General features: G+C 38.3%; 19 protein-coding genes. 5 read left to right on the forward strand and 14 right to left on the reverse strand.

All coding sequences use genetic code 11. The annotated features are described in order from the left end of the window. The 3 genes from LJ740_RS10100 to LJ740_RS10110 form a co-directional block, all read right to left on the reverse strand. Nucleotides 1-504 (reverse strand): DsbA family oxidoreductase (locus tag LJ740_RS10100; protein WP_229528976.1); only part of this gene is annotated, 504 nt, incomplete at its 3' end. Between the two features lie 174 nt (nt 505-678). Continuing rightward, complete coding sequence (locus LJ740_RS10105; protein WP_229528977.1) at nt 679-3,747, reverse strand: efflux RND transporter permease subunit; 3,069 nt, start codon at nt 3,745-3,747, stop codon at nt 679-681. Then, nucleotides 3,741-4,706, reverse strand: a complete 966-nt coding sequence (locus LJ740_RS10110) for an efflux RND transporter periplasmic adaptor subunit (protein WP_229528978.1) — start codon at nt 4,704-4,706, stop codon at nt 3,741-3,743. The genes LJ740_RS10105 and LJ740_RS10110 overlap by 7 nt, the downstream gene beginning before the upstream one ends. Nucleotides 4,707-4,931: 225 nt before the next feature. On the opposite strand from LJ740_RS10110, the gene LJ740_RS10115 reads away from it, so the two are divergent. Then, nucleotides 4,932-5,543 carry a Crp/Fnr family transcriptional regulator gene (locus tag LJ740_RS10115; RefSeq protein WP_229528979.1) on the forward strand — a complete coding sequence of 204 codons (612 nt, stop codon included), beginning with the start codon at nt 4,932-4,934 and terminating at the stop codon, nt 5,541-5,543. A gap of 78 nt (nt 5,544-5,621) precedes the next feature. Here the strand turns inward: LJ740_RS10115 and LJ740_RS10120 are convergent, their stop codons facing one another. The 3 genes from LJ740_RS10120 to LJ740_RS10130 form a co-directional block, all read right to left on the reverse strand. After that, the gene (locus LJ740_RS10120; protein WP_324255608.1) at nt 5,622-5,738 is read right to left on the reverse strand and encodes a DUF6058 family natural product biosynthesis protein; all 117 of its coding nucleotides are present in this window, start codon (nt 5,736-5,738) and stop codon (nt 5,622-5,624) included. A gap of 117 nt (nt 5,739-5,855) precedes the next feature. Beyond that, nucleotides 5,856-6,935 (reverse strand): alpha/beta hydrolase family protein, encoded by a 1,080-nt coding sequence (locus LJ740_RS10125; protein WP_229528980.1) that lies wholly within the window; start codon nt 6,933-6,935, stop codon nt 5,856-5,858. Nucleotides 6,936-7,098: 163 nt separating this feature from the next. After that, nucleotides 7,099-8,580 carry a serine hydrolase domain-containing protein gene (locus tag LJ740_RS10130; protein WP_229528981.1) on the reverse strand — a complete coding sequence of 494 codons (1,482 nt, stop codon included), beginning with the start codon at nt 8,578-8,580 and terminating at the stop codon, nt 7,099-7,101. Between the two features lie 273 nt (nt 8,581-8,853). Between LJ740_RS10130 and LJ740_RS10135 the strand changes: the two genes are divergently transcribed. Further along, a complete protein-coding gene (locus LJ740_RS10135; protein ID WP_229528982.1) occupies nt 8,854-9,486 on the forward strand; it encodes a LamG domain-containing protein in 633 nt (210 codons plus the stop codon). 81 nt (nt 9,487-9,567) lie between these two features. Beyond that, nucleotides 9,568-10,014: a hypothetical protein gene (locus LJ740_RS10140; protein WP_229528983.1), complete on the forward strand. Its 447-nt coding sequence runs from the start codon at nt 9,568-9,570 to the stop codon at nt 10,012-10,014. A gap of 453 nt (nt 10,015-10,467) precedes the next feature. Here LJ740_RS10140 and LJ740_RS10145 read toward each other — a convergent pair whose 3' ends face one another. Continuing rightward, nucleotides 10,468-10,926, reverse strand: a complete 459-nt coding sequence (locus LJ740_RS10145) for a hypothetical protein (protein ID WP_229528984.1) — start codon at nt 10,924-10,926, stop codon at nt 10,468-10,470. Nucleotides 10,927-11,140: 214 nt separating this feature from the next. After that, nucleotides 11,141-12,241, reverse strand: a complete 1,101-nt coding sequence (locus tag LJ740_RS10150) for a serine hydrolase domain-containing protein (protein WP_229528985.1) — start codon at nt 12,239-12,241, stop codon at nt 11,141-11,143. An 86-nt stretch (nt 12,242-12,327) separates the two neighbouring features. Here LJ740_RS10150 and LJ740_RS10155 point away from each other — a divergent pair, with 86 nt between their 5' ends. Continuing rightward, nucleotides 12,328-12,870, forward strand: coding sequence for a winged helix-turn-helix domain-containing protein (locus tag LJ740_RS10155; protein ID WP_229528986.1), 543 nt, complete (start codon nt 12,328-12,330; stop codon nt 12,868-12,870). A 400-nt stretch (nt 12,871-13,270) separates the two neighbouring features. Here LJ740_RS10155 and LJ740_RS10160 read toward each other — a convergent pair whose 3' ends face one another. Further along, nucleotides 13,271-14,002 carry a substrate-binding periplasmic protein gene (locus tag LJ740_RS10160; protein ID WP_229528987.1) on the reverse strand — a complete coding sequence of 244 codons (732 nt, stop codon included), beginning with the start codon at nt 14,000-14,002 and terminating at the stop codon, nt 13,271-13,273. 47 nt (nt 14,003-14,049) lie between these two features. Continuing rightward, complete coding sequence (locus LJ740_RS10165; RefSeq protein WP_229528988.1) at nt 14,050-14,976, reverse strand: DMT family transporter; 927 nt, start codon at nt 14,974-14,976, stop codon at nt 14,050-14,052. Between the two features lie 104 nt (nt 14,977-15,080). On the opposite strand from LJ740_RS10165, the gene LJ740_RS10170 reads away from it, so the two are divergent. Further along, nucleotides 15,081-16,175 (forward strand): LysR family transcriptional regulator, encoded by a 1,095-nt coding sequence (locus LJ740_RS10170; protein WP_229528989.1) that lies wholly within the window; start codon nt 15,081-15,083, stop codon nt 16,173-16,175. Between the two features lie 273 nt (nt 16,176-16,448). Here the strand turns inward: LJ740_RS10170 and LJ740_RS10175 are convergent, their stop codons facing one another. Genes LJ740_RS10175 through LJ740_RS10190 form a run of 4 tightly spaced genes read right to left on the reverse strand, consistent with a single transcriptional unit; the run spans nt 16,449 to nt 20,070 of the window. Next, nucleotides 16,449-16,994, reverse strand: a complete 546-nt coding sequence (locus LJ740_RS10175; RefSeq protein WP_229528990.1) for a hypothetical protein — start codon at nt 16,992-16,994, stop codon at nt 16,449-16,451. Between the two features lie 8 nt (nt 16,995-17,002). Then, nucleotides 17,003-18,496: a methyl-accepting chemotaxis protein gene (locus LJ740_RS10180; protein WP_229528991.1), complete on the reverse strand. Its 1,494-nt coding sequence runs from the start codon at nt 18,494-18,496 to the stop codon at nt 17,003-17,005. Nucleotides 18,497-18,518: 22 nt separating this feature from the next. Next, complete coding sequence (locus LJ740_RS10185; RefSeq protein ID WP_229528992.1) at nt 18,519-19,241, reverse strand: substrate-binding periplasmic protein; 723 nt, start codon at nt 19,239-19,241, stop codon at nt 18,519-18,521. 25 nt (nt 19,242-19,266) lie between these two features. Beyond that, the gene (locus LJ740_RS10190; protein WP_229528993.1) at nt 19,267-20,070 is read right to left on the reverse strand and encodes a nucleoside-binding protein; all 804 of its coding nucleotides are present in this window, start codon (nt 20,068-20,070) and stop codon (nt 19,267-19,269) included. Nucleotides 20,071-20,116 lie beyond the last annotated feature (46 nt).

Below are 20,116 nucleotides of genomic sequence, written 5' to 3' on the forward strand. Positions count from 1 at the left end.
CTTATTGTCAGAGTTCACCAACGACAAAGTGTCTTGATGCATCATGACATCAATAAACTGTTCTCTAAAATAACCTAATCTCTCTGCAATATTTAAGAGAACAGAAGTGTCAGAAATATTTAAATTGTGCTTCAAGTGTGCAGTTTGAACAGCATCAAAATAGTCCCAGTGACCAATATGTCCACCAAAGATTTCCGCAGTTTTCGCCGCTAAAGCAGCATTAAGCCCACTTGGATAATTGAAGTTTGCATTTCGCATCCCTTCAATGTCAATTCTATTTGGATCTTCTGCGTTGAGCTGGCAATGTCGCCAGTGATTTAGTATTTCTTGTTTTGCCTGCGCCATTGAACCAAAACGCACAATCATTTCATCTTCACTTTTTTGTAATACAAAAGCACGATGAATCACTTTAACGTTGTACTTTTCACTTAGTTGTCGCAGTCTGGGCGAAAGTAGATAGCACCAGCCACATACGGCATCATGAAAAAACTCAATTGTTGTCACTTATTTTTCCTTTACAGCTTAAACCTCCCAGAAGTTTAATAACACGCAAAGCTCATTAATAATGACTAATTTAGAGTTGGAGCAATCAAGAAATTCATGGATTTTAGTCCGAATATGAAAGGTATTCTGAAAATTAAGATGGGGAGCTAGACAGCGCTCCCCAACACAGAAGTTTTAAACGCGGGTTACACCACTTTCCAGAGTTGAACACTTACTTTGCTCTGAATGCAAATATCGTTTGGTTAATAGATAAATGGATGGAGTTACAAACAAGCTAACTAATGACCCAATCGCCATTCCGGCGACTAAAACTATACCTATACTGTTTCTGGCCTCCGCACCAGCCCCGGTTACGAAAACCAATGGCAAATGACCAAAAACAGTCGCTACAGACGTCATTAATATTGGTCTGAAGCGCTCGCTTGCGGCAATAAGAGTTGTTTCCACTAAATTACTTTTATTCTGCCACGCCGCCTCGGCATACTCAGCCACCAAGATTCCATTTTTTGTAATTAAACCCGCCAATGTAAGCAATCCAATTTGAGAGTAAATATTGATAGAAGTAAAGTCGAACGCGGTAAAAAGCAAAGCGGCAAAAATTGACAAAGGTACTGTGCTTGCCAGTATTGCTGCTGGTATAGAAAACCCATTAAATTGCACACTTAAAACCAAGAAGACCAGGAACAAAGCCAAAGTGATTGTATAAAAAATAGATGTTTCACTTTGCTCAATTTGACGAGATTCACCTTTAAAATCAATTTGACTATTTAACGGAAGCACTTCATTCAATGCTCCAATAGCCTTTCTCAACGAAGATTCTTTGGTTTCTGTGGGTACTTTTAAGCCAAACAAGTGAATTGCATTTTTTTGTTGAAATCGACTAACTTCTCTATGACTTGTACGCATTTCAAAAGTAGCAAACTCTGACAATGGGATCCTTTTGCCTCGGACAGACTTAACATTTATTCCCATTAACCTATCCATGGTCATTGCATCACTTGTGCTAATACTGGGTATAACCTCATAACTCCGCCCCTGCATTGGAAACCGTGCAACACGGTACTCGGTGAAAAGTACAGATAACTCTGAATTTAGCAAATCTGCAGTTACCCCCAGTCGATTGGCTTCATCCCAATTAACGTTCAGATAAATTGAAGGCTTATCTTCTTTGATATTTGTGTCTACAAAAAAGAATGCCCCAGTCGCATTCATTGCGCCAACGGCTTTTTGAGCTATCGCATTAAGATCCTCAACATCTTCATTTAACTTAACCACCAGCTCAACATCAAAGTTTCCGGCCCCTGGCAATGGCGGATATAAAAACGGATAAGCAATAATTTGCTCATTGCCCAATAATGATTTACTAGCCTGTTCATATATTTCGAAAGCATTTAACTCTCTGTCGGACCAATCCAGCAGCTCCAACCCGCCAAACCCAGTAGTATTGGAAATAAGAGCCCAAACGTAGTCAACTCCATCTATTGAGAGCGGCCCCTCTACACTCGCCTTACTTTGCTTTAAGGTAAACTCAAGACTTGAATCGGGATATGATTCAAAAACAAGGCCAATGCCCCCCTGATCTTCTGTAGGTGCCAACTCTTGTTTGGCCATATTATATAGGGGATATATAAAAAACAGCGCCAAAATCACTACCAAGAGCGGAACAAGGGGCACATTTAGCACTCTGCGGAGTACTTTAATATATGTCCGGGTTAATCTCTCTTCAATTCGACCGGTAAAAAGTTGAAGTTTATTTGGTGTAGATTGAGCAACAAACCGGGTGCTCAAATAAGGGGTTAAAAACAGACACACAATACCTGAAGACAATAATAAAACAGACATTGTTATTGCAAACTCAAAAAACAATGCTCCAGAAATGCCGTCTATCAGAGAAATAGGGAAAAACACCACGGCCATAGTTAATGTCATGGACACGATCGGCTTCGTCAGCGTTTGAATACTGAGTTTAGCGGCCTCAAAAGGGGAAGTTCCTGAACGAACTTTTCGGTCGATAAATTCGACCATTACTATCGCATCATCAACAACTAATCCAATAGAAAGCACTATTGCCAATACCGTTAACAAATTGATGGAGAATCCACACAGACTGATGACAATCAGGGTAAGAGCGATTGAAAGTGGAATGGTTAAAACGGGAATGCTGACCGTTCTAAACTTTCCCAGAAAGACTAGTATGACTAAGGCCACAATAAAAACAGTTTCCAATAAAGTTTTCCCTACTTCAGATAGTGCTTCCCTCATATATCGAGTGGCATCATAGTTTAGAACCATTTTTGTCTGTTCAGGGAGCAACGTTCTGATATCTTCAATTTTCTCTTCTAAGCTATCTCCCAACTCAATTTCATTCACCCCAGGCGCAGGCCAAACACCAAGATAAAATGCATCATCTTTAGAAAAAAAGCCTTTTTGCATCGGTTTTTCTTGTCCAAAATCCAATGAAGCAAGTAAATTTAACGGCACAGATGTTCCATTATTCAAGTCAATTCGCATTTTGGAGAAATCTTCCAACGTGCGATTCAATGAATTGGAAGTGATGAAAATGTCCTTAATCGTGGTTTTAAAGTGGCCAATAGAAGCAATACTGTGATTCTTACTCAATTGAGAAACAACCTCTGAAGGTGTTATCCCAAAGTCATTAAGGGAATCAATATCAAAATATATCCGAATTGCAGGATATGAGGGAGCCTCCATAGATACTCGTTGCACACCAGGTATAGAAGCAAGTAGCGGCCTGACATTTTTATCCACTTCATCTGTTAAGTAACTGATCGAGTGAACATCTGAAGCGAAACTCACATAAAAAGTAGCCCAAGGGCGATCAGTTCTCTTTACCTGTACATTCGGAAATTCCGTATTTTTAGGCAAAACAGAACGAGCTGAGGTAAGTTTTGCATTTACATCGCCAATGACATCCTGCGCGGACACATTTAAATTTAGCCACAGGGTGATTTTACTCAAGTTATCCGAACTACGAGCATCGATATAGTCTACACCGTCTACTGAACTTAACTGTTGCTCCAAAGGTTTGGTAACAAAAGTATTAACGTCATCTGCATGAGCCCCACTTAAATAGGTCTCTATCTCAATAGAAACACTATTAATCAAAGGATATTGCTGTACTGGCAACGACTGAAACGCCATTACCGCGCCAGCAAGAATCAAAAGTATTACACTCAACACAAGGGTTCTGTGGGTTATGAAGGAAGTCATGAAATTCAGCATAGAGGAGCCCCCCAAAGTGCTTTAATGGCACCATCGTTGACTATCATTTGCCCCTGTTCGATACCTGCATAAACCATTACTGATTCGTCGTCATGATAGTTAAACTCAATCCGGCTAACTTCAAGGCACTCCTGGTTTTTGACAAAAACATAGGGCCCATTAGCATCGAAGAGTATTGCGTTTGCAGAAAGTTTAGCCGCCTGAATTTTTTTAATAGCAAGTGAAATTGTCGACTGCATACCCGGTACAAATAACTCCCTTTTCTCAGCTAAAAAGCGTACCGACTGCAAGCGATTTTCGCTGTCCACACCGGGAGATATATGAACGACTTCCAGGTTGATCGAATCATCATGATAGGTCGCTGTTAACAACTGGCCTACTTGTAAAAAGTTTGCATATCGTACCGGGATAAAAACATCCAAATACACAAACTCACTTCCATCATACAAAGTCAGCAGAGGTTCTCCGGCATTTACTACATCACCAACCTGCAGTTCATGTTTCGTAATAAAACCATCAAAAGGAGCGACAATTTCTGTCTTAGCCAATTCCTGTACAACAACCAATCTTTCGGAAAGTGCTATATCCAGGTCACTTTTTAATTTGTTAAGCTGAGAATCAGATACTCCACCTGCGTCCACTGACTTCTGAGCTCTATTCAGTTCTTTTTTTAAGAAAGCAATTTCATGCTCAACTTTATCCAATAAAGGTTTTACTTTATTGCGATTAATCTGAAACAAAACCTGCCCTTTTGAGACTTTCTCTCCAAAATGAAAACCTATCAGCTCAATTCTTCCACTTACTTCGCTTGAAACATCGACTTTTCTAACCGACTCAACTTGAAAATTAAAACTTGTCAATTGCTCAACACTGTTCATTTCAGCTATGACAGTATTGCCATAAGCCGTTTTAAGCTGTAAAAATCCGAAAACAATAAATAGCAATATTTTCTTAGTCACCACGGGCCTCCATATTGATACCTCTGAAATTCAGAGTTTTGTATTGTGTTGTATAAATCTTCGCAGTGGCGGATTCTATGGGCAGTTGTCACAAATGACATTTACATATGTAAATCTGAACGAAAATTTAAGTTGTTTTGAGAATAACTAAACAAAAAGTTGTAAGATGACGTACTTCAAAAAAAAGTAATGCACCTGGACAGGGAATTTTAGGAGTAACCTTAAATGCAGGTTGAATCTGCCCTTGAACTTTTGAAAACGTCTTTCGACAGTTACTCTCCAATCACCGAATCGACTTGGCGGCAACTAAAGACCGGGTGTCAACTCAGACACTTCAAGAAAAACGAAATGGTCTATCAAGCGGGAGTCATTCCCAACTCATTTGCTTTTGTCGCTTCTGGGCTAGTTAGATGCTACGTAACAAATGAAAAAGGTCAGGAATACAACAAAAACTTTTTTGATGAAGGAATGTATCCAGGTTCAATGGCAGCCCTGTTAACAAATACTCCATCCTATCTAACGTTTGAAACAATTGAAGACAGCTCGCTAATAGAGATAAATTTTAAAACGTTTAGGGAGTTACTTAATAAAAATCCAGATCTCATGTTATTCCAAATTGCATACCTGGAAAAAAACTGGCTATTAGCTAAAGATGCCCGTGAGATTGAAATAGTTCAGGAGCTGGCATCTGAGAGATATTTAAAATTCCAACACAACTTTCCCGGATTGGTAGATAGATTGCCTCAATACCACATTGCTTCCCATTTGGGTATTACACCCACCCAACTTAGCAGAATAAGAAAATCCCAAAATGCTGATAACCGGGAAAAGGGTTAGATAATAACATCGCCAATTCAAGCACTAAGCTTTATATTAGTTTAATAATCATTAAAACAAATGGAATACTCAAATGAGTTAGCCTTTCAGTTTATATTTGCAACGAGTTTCATTCACCAAGCGAAAACGAGAACTGCTTAACCGTTCGTGGGGTGCAAATAACGAACTAGATTTATCCAAAAGGTTAACAGCCAAGGTAAGTTTACATTCAGAATATGATTACTTTGGATAAAGGAAATCCCAAACCTTAAAACACAATAGCTTTTCTCCAAAAGTAATGGTTATTCAATATGGATATTCCCAATACCAAGCCTACTGAACGATCCACGTTGAAATAGTTTCCAGGAAGCCTCCAACAAACCTTTTTTCCAAAGTCCCATATTCAGAGCGCTCGCCCGTTTCAGCTTTCTGAAAATAATGATTGGCATCGTGAAAGGTTTTAAATTTATATTTGATGCCTGATTTTAAGAGCGCTCTTTCTAAAACATCCTTATTCTGTTCGATAGTAACCTGCAAGTCTTTTCCGCCAAACAAAGCTAGCACCGGGACTTCAAGTCTTTCGTAATCCCTGGCAGTATCATGATACAAAAATGATGTCAGCGAAGGTAAAGCATATACAATTTCAATCTCTTCTGTCTTTCTCTTTGCCATCGCCTTTATTTGTTCAATATCGCTCTCTTGGTGATTAGCTCCCAGCTTAAGAATACGTTCTGCACTATGATAAAATTTATCAAGCGCGTCCTCTAATTTCTGCCCTTGGGAAAGAGACCACATAAGATTATTATGGGCTGACACGTCTTCTTCCATGATAGCCCTGTCCAGAGAACGGCCTTTATACTCTTGTCGCACTTGATAAAGTACGATATCCACTAAAGGAACTGAAGGTGGCCCCATAAGAACAAGCTTGACCACCTCTTTGTTGTTAATCGCTACATTAGCGCCAACTATTGCACCTTGACTGTGACCAAGAAGAATAAACGTATCATAACCATACTTATCATGGTCTTTGAAAAACGCCATAATCCCCTCAACATCTTTCCGGTGATCATTCAGGGTACTGTTTACAAAATCACCGGTGCTTTTACCTTCCCCCCTATCATCAAATCTGAATGAAGGAATGCCGTTTTTCGCCAGATGCTCAGCAACAACTCCGAGTACTTTAAAATCATCTAAAGTTTCATCCCGATCTTGCGGTCCACTTCCAGACAACATAATAACTAAGTGGTTGGTTGCGCTTTTTTTAGGCTTTAATAAAGTTCCCCCGACCTGAATATCGTTCACTTCCAATACCAAATCAAACTCATCAAAGGTAGCCTGCTTTTCTGCCGCCACAAATGTCGCAAAAAGCACTCCGCTCGCAAAAATTAATATACTCAACGATTTTTTAAACATCACATACCTACCGTTTATAAAATTAATAACCTTGCGAGCTAGCCACAACTGGATAGTTCTCGAATTAGTTATAAAGCGTTGTAAATTAAACAGAGTAAACCTGCTGTTTAGCTAAAATACGACTCCAGAAGTATGTATAAACAGCTAAGCCAGCCACCAACTACTAAATTAATTTTTTGTATTTGATACTACCGTTCAAAATAATCAGGTCTCCATCGTTTGATAAATCAAATTTCAGGCTACGTCTTATCGGTCCAAGGGCTGCAACATACTTGCTTCCGGACAACTCAGTTTTGATTAGTGGGCCAGACAAATCCCCCCATCTAGCCCAAATCCCCCCTTTACCGTGATAAAGCTGCATTTCCGGCCAGCCTCCTTTGTCACCGGTTACGTAGGTGCCTAACCATTTGGAATCAAACTTTTTTGCTCGAACGAGACTTTTATTGCTTAGTAACGTTTTTTCTTCGCGAAGCACTATTTTGTCAAATTGTACGAGTTCTTCTGCTAGAACTTGTTGGGCCGAGGCTTTATTAAAATTGAGGTTGTACCAATAGTTTGCAGCAAGGTGTGGCAGAGCGAATCCCGTAGATTCATTAAAAAAGGCGACTATCCCCATACTTTTGTCAGGGATAAAGGAAGCATGAAAACTCATACCGCCATAGCCACCAAAACGAGTTAAGATTTTCCAATCTTGATATTCAGCGATATCCCATGCATAGCTGTATCCTTTCCTTAAATACGTGAAATATTGTTTGTTTTGCTCAACAGTTGCATTGTGTAGCTTTTCGAAAAACAAAGGACTATCTGAGAGTGTGTCACCTTGTGAAATATTGAACTCTATCCACTTTGCCATATCTTTGAGAGTAGAGATGACGCCACCAGAAGCGTGTAGAGTTCTATCAGACTTAAAAACGCCCTGCCTGAACAACTCCCCTTCAGAAGAGACCTCTATCATTGGAAGGATTGATTTGTTATTGAACCGTCTAGTTGAAAACGATGTATTCTCCATCTGAAGAGGCACAAAAATCCTTTGAATCATAAGGCTTTGCCAGCTGTTTTTGGTGGCACCTTCTATCGCTTGCGCAGCCAAAATTGGTCCAGTGTTGGAATATCTAAATTTTCCGGGACTCGCAACTAAAACAGTTTCATTTAAGGATTCCGACAAATCTTGCTGGCTTTCATAGCCTAAAAATGCAGTTTTAAATGTGTGTGCCACACTCGTGAAGCCGGCAGTATGATTGAGTAACTGCTTAACTGTTAATGCATCTTTTGAAATCTTTGGATTATATAACTGAGCATCTAAATACTTAGATAGAGGGGCATTTAAATCAATTTCTTTTGATTCTGATAGTATTTGCCCCAATGTCCCTGTAAACGCTTTAGTATGAGAAGAAATTAAAAAAGGTGTGTTGATATCCAGCCCGTTATCAACGTCACCATGGCGATTAAGAGTTGTGTAGTATTGCAGTCCTTGGTCTGTAACTACAGCGAAAAGAAAGTCACCTCTAAACTCATATTTTTTATAAACCTTTTGGATTTCAAGTGAAAATTTATTACTAATGCCCGTTGAATCCATTTGAGGCAGGTTTGCATGAACAGAACTGCACGTAATTATGATCCCCAGCCAAATCAAACTTCGTAACATCTCCCCCTCCTCCAATCCTATTTTTACACTTAAAATCTGATGCGTGTTAGAACAAACCATCTAGTTTGGAGAAAGACTAAAGTGAAGATAGTGAAAAAATAGTGAAAAAAACGCAGTTTTCAGGTCATGTTTTGGTTAGCACTTAATAAAGCTCAATGAATTTCACATATTATTCACGCTCTCCTATATAACCTTTGTTGTTATCAAGTGAACTCAGCTAATTTGAGCCCGAAGTAGCAATGAAGTACATCAAACTCCGTGATTTGCAGCGGCATGAAGAATAAACAAATGCTTTTGGCATTAATTTTCTTAGTAAAAGTGGCTTGCGCTGAGAGCTATTTGCAAATGAGCTTCGACAGTAACCTCAACACAAAGTCCGCCCCCAGAATCGAAATGCAATGGCATGGAATTCAGAATTTCGCAAAGAAATCTCATGAGCAAAATTTTGCAGTGAACTTCAACGCCTATCCAGACATTTACATTATTAGTATGAGTAAAAACCCCTTACCTTTTGAAGGTAAATTTGTCAGCATCGAGTTTGAAGCAAAAATCACAGGCTCGTTAACCAAATGGGCCAGACCAATCTGGTTACACGGTGCATTTGGAGTGCAAATTGCTAGGGATGGAATTACGTTTTTAATCTTTACTGACGAGCAAAGTGCAAATTGGAACTACTTCGCTCCGAGTAATGTACCGCTTGATAGCCAGTGGCATACTGTTAATTTGGAGTACGACGCAATACAAGGCACAACACAAATCAGAATTGACAATAAAATAGTTTTCGAAGAAAAAAATAATAATAAGTTTATATCTAAAGCACGGACTTCAAGATTACTTATTGGTTCAGATGGCTGGGGCAAAACTTTCCCTGGCCAAATTGACAACCTGAAAATTTTTACACGTTAAATTTTGCTCGATAGGTAGATACCCGCTTTCCGAAGTGTTCAGGCAGACAGCCGATATCAAGCAATTGTAAATAGGTGATATATGCAAATCAACAGAACAACCACTTCGCCAGAGTTATCAAGTACTTCAATTCAAAAAACTATTGACAATAATCACTCTAAGGCTGACTACGCAACAAAATCACTCCCCTCCTCTAATACTGTGGTTGATACTAAAGTAGAATTTAATATTGATATGCACAATATAACTCCAAACGAATATGACGCTCTTACTAAAGCAGGAATAACCGACTTGGCAACCCCTATAATTTTTCCGGGGGGAAGAATTCATCTGGATGGAAAGCAGGCAGAACTGGGAGATGTAAAAGCTGACTATATTGGCCAAATTAACAATTCAATAGAAGCGGCAAATTTTAGAGGTGACACAAGTAGCGTGAAATTTCTCCAAGAACGATTGGAAGTTGTAAAAGAGCTGCATGGGCAAACGGTTTTACTACCAAGCAAACCTTTTAAAAATATCGTCGCTTAATTGAGCATTCCGCCATCATTTATCACCTCGGCTGTTGCTACATGCAATAAGGAAATCTGTTAGTCATAGCAACACTCATTTTCACACCAATGTTCATTGCATTCATCACAAATCCCCCAATCAAGCACTCAGATAATGTACATTTTAATTACAGGCGTAGTGAACCTGTACACACTCACTGTGTGTCTCCCTGAAAGGTGGGTAACCACCTTTCACTTAAATCCCCATTTGCACACAGCCAGTTTTAAAGCCCCTCCAGAATCACTACAACAATAAAATGTCAAAAAAATTACAAAAAAAAGAATTATTATAACAATCCTGACTATAATACGCAGAGAAACGAACCAGCCATATTCGAGTATTGCTGAAAAGCGTAGTTTAAAATTTCAAATTCAAAAAAACATTATCAAACTGGAATAAAGTTAATAAAATTTAGGCTTTACCATATGTTACTTATGAAATTTCGCTTAATCGTTGTAACGCCATATAAATCCCTTTTTGTATTTTAATCTCATCACTACCAAATGAACTTGATAACATGTAGTCCAACTTTTCTTTATTTTCCTTAAGGTAGTTATGCTTCCTCCCAAAATCTATATCAACACCTAACCGTTCTCGTGCCTTTTCTCGAGGAAAACTCATTACTGCATGTTCATCCGCAGTAATTAACCCAGCGTCCTTTAGATCTTGCGCGAGGCTTATCATATGCTCCTCGGTCATAGCCTCCATATTATACTTTTGCGCAATGTCCCACTCTGATTTCGAAGCCATTTCAACGTTTTCGCTAAACTGAACTGTGTCAGTATTGGCTACTGCTATGTCATTATTTTTATCATAGCTGTTGATTTTTCTATTTGATTCTGAATCCAAGCTTAGAACACTTTCCACTTTAATATATGTTTTAATTTCCATTAAATATTACCAATAAAACAAACTGCGAATTTAAAGCAAAAAACATTCCACAACCCCTCTAAACTTTTAAAGAAACATTTCATTAAGTTTTCAGCACTGATTTAGGGCGAAGCAAAATTAAAATAGTCATTAAATGAATTTTAAGCGGCAACTAATTGCCGATCCGTTTTAACATCTTGAAAATCGTAGGGAAACATCCATGTTTCAGTCACATCTATAGATCAAGTGCTTTAGAAATGGAGTTTGCTAAGTGCCAGGGAGATACACTTTCTTTATGGGAAGAAACAAATATCATTAGCCCACTCTCAGGAAACCTCCAATACTCGGCTTTCCCAAAAAAACTCATACCATTGTGCCAAATTAAAGGTTCTTTATTGTCTCTAGGAACAACTGACCAACCATAGCCATAATAGAACCCTTCCTCATCTTCATTGACATAAGGCGTATACATTAATGACTGAGATTTATCTGAGAGCACCGAGTTGTTCATTAATGCCAAATGCCATAGAGTCATATCTCCGACGGTACTTAAAATCCCACCACCGCCAATTAAATTCCAAAATTCTCCATCGGTACTTTCCAGCATGGTCAATGGTGACGAGAAACCAGCATAAAGTCTTTTGACTTCTGGGATAGTTTTTCGAGACCAGTCAGGCTTCAAATATCCTGTAGAAAACATGCCTGCTGGCTTCAATAAGTTGTTATATAGATATTCCTCAAATGGCTGACCTGAAACTATCTCTACGACAAATGCCAACAATTGATACCCGATATTTGAGTAATGGTATCTGTCGCCGACGGGGTATGTAAGAGGCATGGTTAATACGTTTTTTATGAACGTGTCACGGTTTAGTTTTTCTTCATCTCTTCCAGAGTGACGCTTAAGTCCTGCGGTATGAGTTAACAAATGATGCAGTGTAATATCTGCTTTGTCTTCAGGTACGTTGGAAATATAGGTTGATATAGGCAAGGAAATATTCAACTTATTTTGTTCAGCTAATTTGACTATGGCTGCTGCTGTGAATTGTTTGGAGACTGACGCAATGTCTACAACAGTAGAAAGTGTATATTTTGCATGATTATCAATAGCGTAGCCTGCTCCCTTGCTATAAATAATCCCTTCATCGCTGGCAATTGCCACAACCCCCTCAAACCCTTCATCAATATGTGACTCAACCACTTCAGAAATGACTCTTTTATCAAAAAATGAATTTACAATTTTTTTCTTGTGTTGATATTTACTTGCATCAGCCACCACATATTGCGAGGACAGTGAAACAAACAGTAAAAGATAAATTCTCATTAGTTTTTTCATAATTTTTCCAATAGCTAAAAAATTGATAAAAATTTATGTTTTAAACACATAAAATACCTGAAGAAAAACATTGAGAAATGTGAAGAATGGTAGAGAAACACGTTAAATCAGGCCTGAGTGATCGATTTACAATTGGGGATGTTCAAATAGACAGTGTCAACAATACCCTCACTGTAAATGCCAATAAATGTAATGTAGAACCGCGCTTGATTCGAATTATTGTCAAGCTTGCACAGTGCAGTGGTAATATCGTTAAACGTTCAGAATTACTTGAAGAGATATCGCAGCAAGGTGTTGTAAGTGATGAATCATTAACTCAGGCGATATCTAAATTAAGGCAATTGTTAGGAGACAGCACCAAAACCCCCAGATTCATAAAAACGATTCCTCGCAATGGCTATATGCTACTTGTGCCGGCATTTCCCGTTAAACCTATGTTCCAAACACAATACGCCAATAAAGCTTCAGTTGGCGAATATAAACCTAAAATTCCCCCAATAAGTACCAATCAGTTTTTTTTCGCATTACTATTTATCATTGTCATAATCGTGATTTCTGTCTCTCTATGGCCAGAACAAACCACTTTTATTGAAAAAGGTGAAACAGAATTTATTGAAAAAGAGGATTGACAACTCGTAGATATTTTCAAAGTCGGTAAAATCACTCCATGCTTTACTGTATTAAACACCAGATACACTGTTTATTAGTCTTACAAATGGCAGAAAAAAGACGCTCACTTACCAGACACTGCAATAGCGTTAGCTCATTGAATCGGTAATATTTGCGGGAAAGAACTATGAGAAATTGCTGTCAAGGAGCACAACGATTGTCAATGAGATTTGTGGGACAACGGGTTAGGGTTTCCAATTTAATTAGATGTGTTCTATACATCTACGGATACCGATTTAAAATTAAAGGTAAACAGGTATCCGCAGATTAAATTCTAAAATAATAATTGTTTGCGCGAGTTGTCTTGAGTCTTGAGTCTTGAGTCTTGAGTCTTGAGTCTTGAGTCTTGAGTAGCAGATTTTATTTGCTCGTGTACTTCTTGATAATCTCATCGTAACGTCCAGAATTTCTTAAATCTGCGAGACCTTGGTTGAACTTATCCCTCATATCCCTATCATTAAAAACGACTTTCATATTATTTTTGGGGAAGATTTCGAAGATTTGTACTTCCTTGTCCGTATTGACCATCGTAACTTTATTTTTCATGGCGTTGAATATATTGATATCCATCACTATGGTATCAACGCGACCTGAAAACAGCATAGCAACGGGCACTGTTTGGTCGGTTTTTTCAGAGTACTTTTTATGGGATGACACCACTTTGTTGTACTCATTACCAAGATAACGAGCAGCATTTTGAAACGAGACAAGTGAATAATTTGACAATTTTGAGATATCGGTTATGTCATAATTTCGATCTTTCAATGCAATTGCTACATTTTGATAGGTTATATGGCTATCAGAAAAGAATAAGTTTGAATTTACCTCAGATTCAACAGCGGTCATTCCAGCATCGAGCTTTTTTTCCGCCACCGATTCATAAATTCTGGACGAAGGCAAAAATGAAACTTTGATGGTATGCCCCTGTAGCATCAAAGCTTCATTTACGATATCTACTTCCATTCCTGAGATAGGTTCAGATATTATATATGGTGGAATTGAAAATACCGCACCAATATCAAGCTCTTTACCAACTACGCGTCCATAAAATAGAACAATTCCAAAAATTAAAATTAGCACCTTCTTATGCATTGCAGCAACACTCCGTTCTAATTGAAAAACTTAAATGTATGATTAATTCAGCTACTTTTTTTTTGCCCGCAATAAAGAAGAAAAACAATTCCACTAAGAATAAACAAAGCACTAGGTATAAGAGAAGGCATAAAGGTTTCTCCCAACAATGCTGTAGCTATGGGTACTGCAAAGGCTGCGCTTACAGCGCCGATCAAGCTCAAAAAAACAGGTCCACCAACTTTTTGAAGAACAAATAATAGTGTCGATTGCCCTGCAAAAATCATGGACTGAATAATGATTAACCCGAATGTATGTGACGTTAACTCTACTTTTAAAGTTAATCCTGGAATTATTTGAGCTGAACAAAATAACAGAATAGCTGACGCCAATAACATACCGGGCGCTAAGTCTTCTGGAGCAGCTCCCTTTGGCCAGTCAAGACTTCTGTATATGTTTCCTGCAGCTAACAGAACCGGACCCAGAAGCGTAATTATAATCCAGACCTGTGCCGTATTGCCTTCCTGCCATTTTCCAACTACGAGTACCAAGGCCCCAACTAAAGCCAATCCAACGCCTGCTGCTCTCCCAATATTGAACTTTTCCATTTTAAAAGTTAGGGCCGCAACATAGGTTAGCAATGGAGGCATAGCCAACAACAAAGAAACAACGCTGACCCCGATATGAGGTATTGCTTTAAAAAAAATCAAATTTGCAGCCGCAATTGAGAAGAATCCAGAAACAAAAAAATATCTAATAGCAGGGATCCCTAAAGGAATTGTTTTCCCACTCAGGACAGACTTAATAACTAATAAAATGGCCGCTCCTGCTATAGACCAGGTTAAGAATGCAACTGTATCGATTCCCCCTTGCGCCGCATACTTTGCCAGATTTGTTGATAAAGCAAGCAGCCCTCCACAACCTAACAAAGATAGCAATGCTAAAAATGTAGAGCTAATTCTAAACCTCTTCCCTAAACTGGATGTTGCTTCCATAACTAAAATCCCGATAAATATGTACTAGCACCATTCTATTGGCGTGATAGTGATGAATAAAGATGCTATATTGAAACGCATTGTTTCCAATTTAGACCCAATCAATGAATTACTTAGGTATCAACGATATTGCTGTGTTTATTGCTGTTGTAGAAAACGGTTCGTTTACCGCTGCAGCCAGATATTTAAATACAACTAAGTCGCTGACCAGTAAATATGTAACTCGTCTTGAAGATCACCTTGGTGCAAAGCTTTTTTTAAGAACCACAAGAAAAATGAAGCTCACGGAAGCTGGCAAGCTATATTATGAGAATGTCAGGAAAGGCTTCAATGAGTTAGCACAAGCTGAAGAAGCCGTATCATTTTTACACGATAAACCAAGGGGGAAGCTAAGGGTAAATTGCCCACTTTCGTTTGGAGTCACTCATATTGCGCCACTAATGGGGGCGTTTCTTGAACGATACCCGGAAGTATTACTAGACCTAACGTTCGATGACAAAAAACTGGATATTGTGGATGAAGGATACGATGTAACAATTAGAGTATCCAAAACCCTTGACGGACGTTTTGTGGCACGAGCCATCGCTCCCTGTAACCATGCAATAGTGGCTAGTTCGGGTTATCTAAAAGCATTTGGTACACCAAAAGAACCAAGCGACCTATTAAACCACCGTTGCATTGCATATCAATACCAAGAGGATTTTGCAGAATGGTTTTTTAAACATAATGGCTCAATTAACGAAAAGATAAAAATTGACGCCTATATGACTTCAAATAATAGTATGGCAATAAGAGAAGCTGCGCTGAATGGGGTAGGAATAGCAAAAATACCTACCTTTTTGATCGGAGATGATATTAGATGCGAAAAGCTGATTCATTTATTTTCCGATTACAGATTTGCCCCATATACGATAAATATACTTTACAGTGACAGAAAACACCTTGCTCCGAAAGTAAGAGCCTTTACCGAATTTCTATTAGAGAGGATTGGCTCCCCCCCCCCTGGGATAAGGGCCTCTTCTGTTAGTTTACTGGCAAACAATTGTAGAACCTCTTTAAGGTCCTGTTATACATCTAAGAAGCCTGAGCTTGCCCTCACACTTATTGGATTACCATCTGGATCAATACACCTGACGATATTCCCCCAGTCATTGTTAATTAATGTTGCTTCATTATCGTATGTAAGGATTTTCCTGTAAGTGCCTTCTAAATTTTTTACGTTGAAGCGCAAAATGGTTGGGTTTTGAGCAACCGATTTTTCTGAATCAGAAGCCATACCTTGATTTTCCAACATCAGATATGCGCCTCCAAACTCCAAACATGTTAATTTGAAGTTGCCCTCAGTTTTAGAAAACATTTCTTTTAGACCGAATAGAGACTTGTAAAAGTGGACGCATTCATCAAAATTGCAAACGTTTAGTATGATGCCACACCTATCTATGTTCATATAGTTTCCGAGCTAAACCTTTATATTAGCGAATTACTATTCTTTCATTATTGATTTTCTGAACGCCATAGGGTTTGGGCAAGTTTACAGTTAAAACTTGCTTTAACCTTTCACTGTAGTCCTTAAGATTATTTTCACCCAAGGTGGCAGCAATATTCATAGCAGCACGCACTAATCTATACAATTGCTCTGTATCAATTTCAAAGTGCACCGCAAAGTATTCAGAATCAGCTACCTGATTCTCGACCTTATTACTTATTAAAGCCAAGTATCGTTCCAAAGTATGATCTCGTCTGGTCAAAAAGAACAGAAAATATGGCCATACTTTAGACAAAGAAATGAATAAAGATTTTAAATCACTACTCATCGTTAACTCATCAACGGTAATATCGCAGTCGAAGACATCAAATGAAATATTTTCTTGGTATTTTCTACTGCGATTTCGACAGTCAGTCAAAACAGATAACTCATCGAAGAGCTGAGATTCCAAGCGCTTGACGTTCTTCAGGCTTCCAACAAAGAACCGCTTAGCGTCAGAATCTCGTGCTTCTTTCTCGCGATTAACAGACATATTAAGAATCAGACCGTAAATTGATTAATCATTTTTTTCAACGTTTTAGAGCTATCATCCAGCATTTCAGACTTACTCAACATTTCCTCTAATTTCTCAATACTGTGAGTTCCTGTCATTAGTATTTTATTCACGTTGTCACTCAACGATTCTGACACTTCACTTTGCTCTGACACCGCTGACTCTATTTGTGCAGCCATATTATTAATCTTATTAGAAGAGACCTGAATGTTAGAAATACTTACCCCAGATGAAGCTGCGTATTCCACGGAGGCTTTACATTTCTCCTGGCAAACTTCAATAGATTGCACTGTTTCCCTTGTCCCACTTTGTAGAGATTCAATTGTTTTTTGAATTTCTGAAGTACTGCTCTTCGTCCGACTAGCCAAAGCCCTTACTTCATCTGCAACTACTGCAAACCCTCGCCCCTGCTCTCCAGCTCTTGCAGCTTCAATTGCAGCGTTCAATGCAAGAAGATTTGTTTGCTCGGCTATGCCAACAATAACGTCTAAAACGGAATGAATGTTTTCTACTTCTTTTTCCAGCATCGAGATTGAGCTTGCAGCGGTATCCAGCTGTTCCGTTAACGAATTGATGGAATCAATCGACCTGTTAACAACATTCGTTACTTCCTTTGTATCAGAGTTAACAACATCTGTAGCTTCTACTGTTTCCTTAACGTGCAATACTATTTCCCTAGCAGATTGAGACATCTCTGTAATTGCTGCCGCCACCATATCTATTTCTGAAACTTGGCTTGTTAAATAATCATTACTTGATGTAGCGTCATCTTTAAACTGCCCAGCAATTATCGCACTCTCTTCCACAGCTCGGTTTAACTCTTGTACCAGACACTGAATAGTCTCAACAAAAACATTAAACTCCTGGGAAAGCTCACCGATTTCATCATTTGAAACAACATCCAACCTTCGGGTGAGATCACCTTCTCCGCTAGAGATATTTTTAAATGCCAAGACCGTCTTATTAAGTGGTTTACTTACAAACTTTGTAAAAATGATTTGAAAAACAATTATTAAAACAGCCAATAACAAAATATCCTTAATCAACTCAGAGTAAAATAAACTCTGCAACTCTGTATTGATATCGCTTTCGTCCGTAAAAATAATGGCTTTCCCAACCGGCTCCTTCTGAGTGTCTTGGCCGAAAGAAAGCTCAACCTCTAATGAGTTATCGGTTTCAACACCCTCAGATTTTGCCAATATGCTCCCATCATTTCCATAAATTATGATTTTTGAAACTGAGTCTAACTTTTCTTCAGCTGCCAAGACCAAATCAATTTGGCTATTTTCATAATTCCAAATCAAACCGGGCAAATTTATATTCAATCTATCTGAAAGCTGCTCCAGTTCATCATCATGATTTTGAAATAACTGTGCTTTTTCAGTTGAATAACTCCAAACACCTTGTCCTGCTATCAATAATGTAAGAACCGCACCGATAGATATTACACACTTTAAATAAATAGAATTGATAAAATTCAAAGGTAACTCCATCTCTTACACATCAATTAACGTATTTATTTAAAATTGACTGATACTCTCCACTTTCACGAATAATTTTAAGACCGTTGTTAAAATCATTCATTATAGTTTCATCATTAAAGGCAACGGTCATATTTACTTTTGGAAACAGCTCATGAATAACGTATTTTTGATTAGTATTGACCCGACTCTCCGACTTTATTAAGCTCCTGAATATATTAATATCCAAAACAATCACATCCGTTTTACCCGAAAACAACATTGCAATCTGGACATCTTGGTTCGCTTTTTCACTATAACTTTTAGCTTTTTTGATAACAGAAGAATAATCATCGCCCAGATATTTTGTTGCATTTTGAAATGCGATAATCGAGTAATTTTCTAAATCATCTACCCCCTGAATTGGAAAGCTATTACGTTCAAGAGATACAGCAACATTTTGGTATGCAACATGAGAATTTGAGAAATACAAGTCGGAATGTTCGCTTGAAGGAACAACAGTCATTGCAGCATCAACTTTTCCTGCCTTAACTGCATCATACACTCGCTTCAAAGGATATAACTCGATATTAGTGTTGTGTCCTGATTTTTCTAATGCATTTTTAACAATCTCAACTTCCATTCCCGATGCCCCACCATCAGATATATATGGAGGGATAGCTAAACTAGCAGCCAGATTAATTTCTTTAGAGAAGGCCGAAGCACACAAAAAACTGATTGAAACAAAAAATAAAATAGTCTTCATATTAAAACATCCAAATTAACAAGATTTACATACGCCAAACAGCAAGAAATTGAGCTTCTCGTTCGCTCTTGTTCCCGCCTAACTTGTTTTTCCAATATTGGAACTCAAACCCAATAAAAAACTGATCAGGCTTATTGTATAGCGCGTGACCAACGTCCCATCGAAGCTGTGGTTGAATTAGCAGCCAGTCATGAGCTCTGACCTTGGAATCTCCGTCTACAAGTACGTCCCTTCCAGTGATATATTCAATATGCCCTTCTAAGCTGAACTTCTGATTCCCTAAGGTAAACGGGTACCCCCAACTAACGTCAAAATACGCACTATTTTCCTCCTTTGGTGCTCCACCTTTTAAAGATCCCGCGCTGTGATCTATATAACCACCGGCATCTGTATTTAAAAAACTAAATCCAGGCACATCCCATGAAAGTCTTATACCAGGTAAGAACTTTTTAACCTTTGCTCTACCTGCAATATTAACGCCTAGAAACATTCCAACATCTGAAAGAGGTCCGTTTCCATAATCTATATCGAAGATTTTATTACTACTGAAATTGAAGTAAGATTCATGATAGAAGTCATCATCATTGAAACCATCATTATTATCATCATCGATATAATCTACCATGATAAAACTGTCACCATACTCCCAGCCACTTACATGCTGATAGGTAATAATAGTTGTAGATGATGAAGCAAATGAGTCTGAAAAAGGATTATTTAACTCCCCATGAGTAATATGTATTTCGTTGACACTCCATTCTGACGCATGAATATTTATTGAAGAAATCAACCCCAAATAAAAACAGGCTATAAAAAACCGTTTAAACATTTCCACCTCTATTACAAAAATTAAAATAATATTTCACAAATGAGGC

This window comes from Planctobacterium marinum (assembly GCF_020687805.1).
Taxonomy (GTDB): domain Bacteria; phylum Pseudomonadota; class Gammaproteobacteria; order Enterobacterales; family Alteromonadaceae; genus Planctobacterium; species Planctobacterium marinum.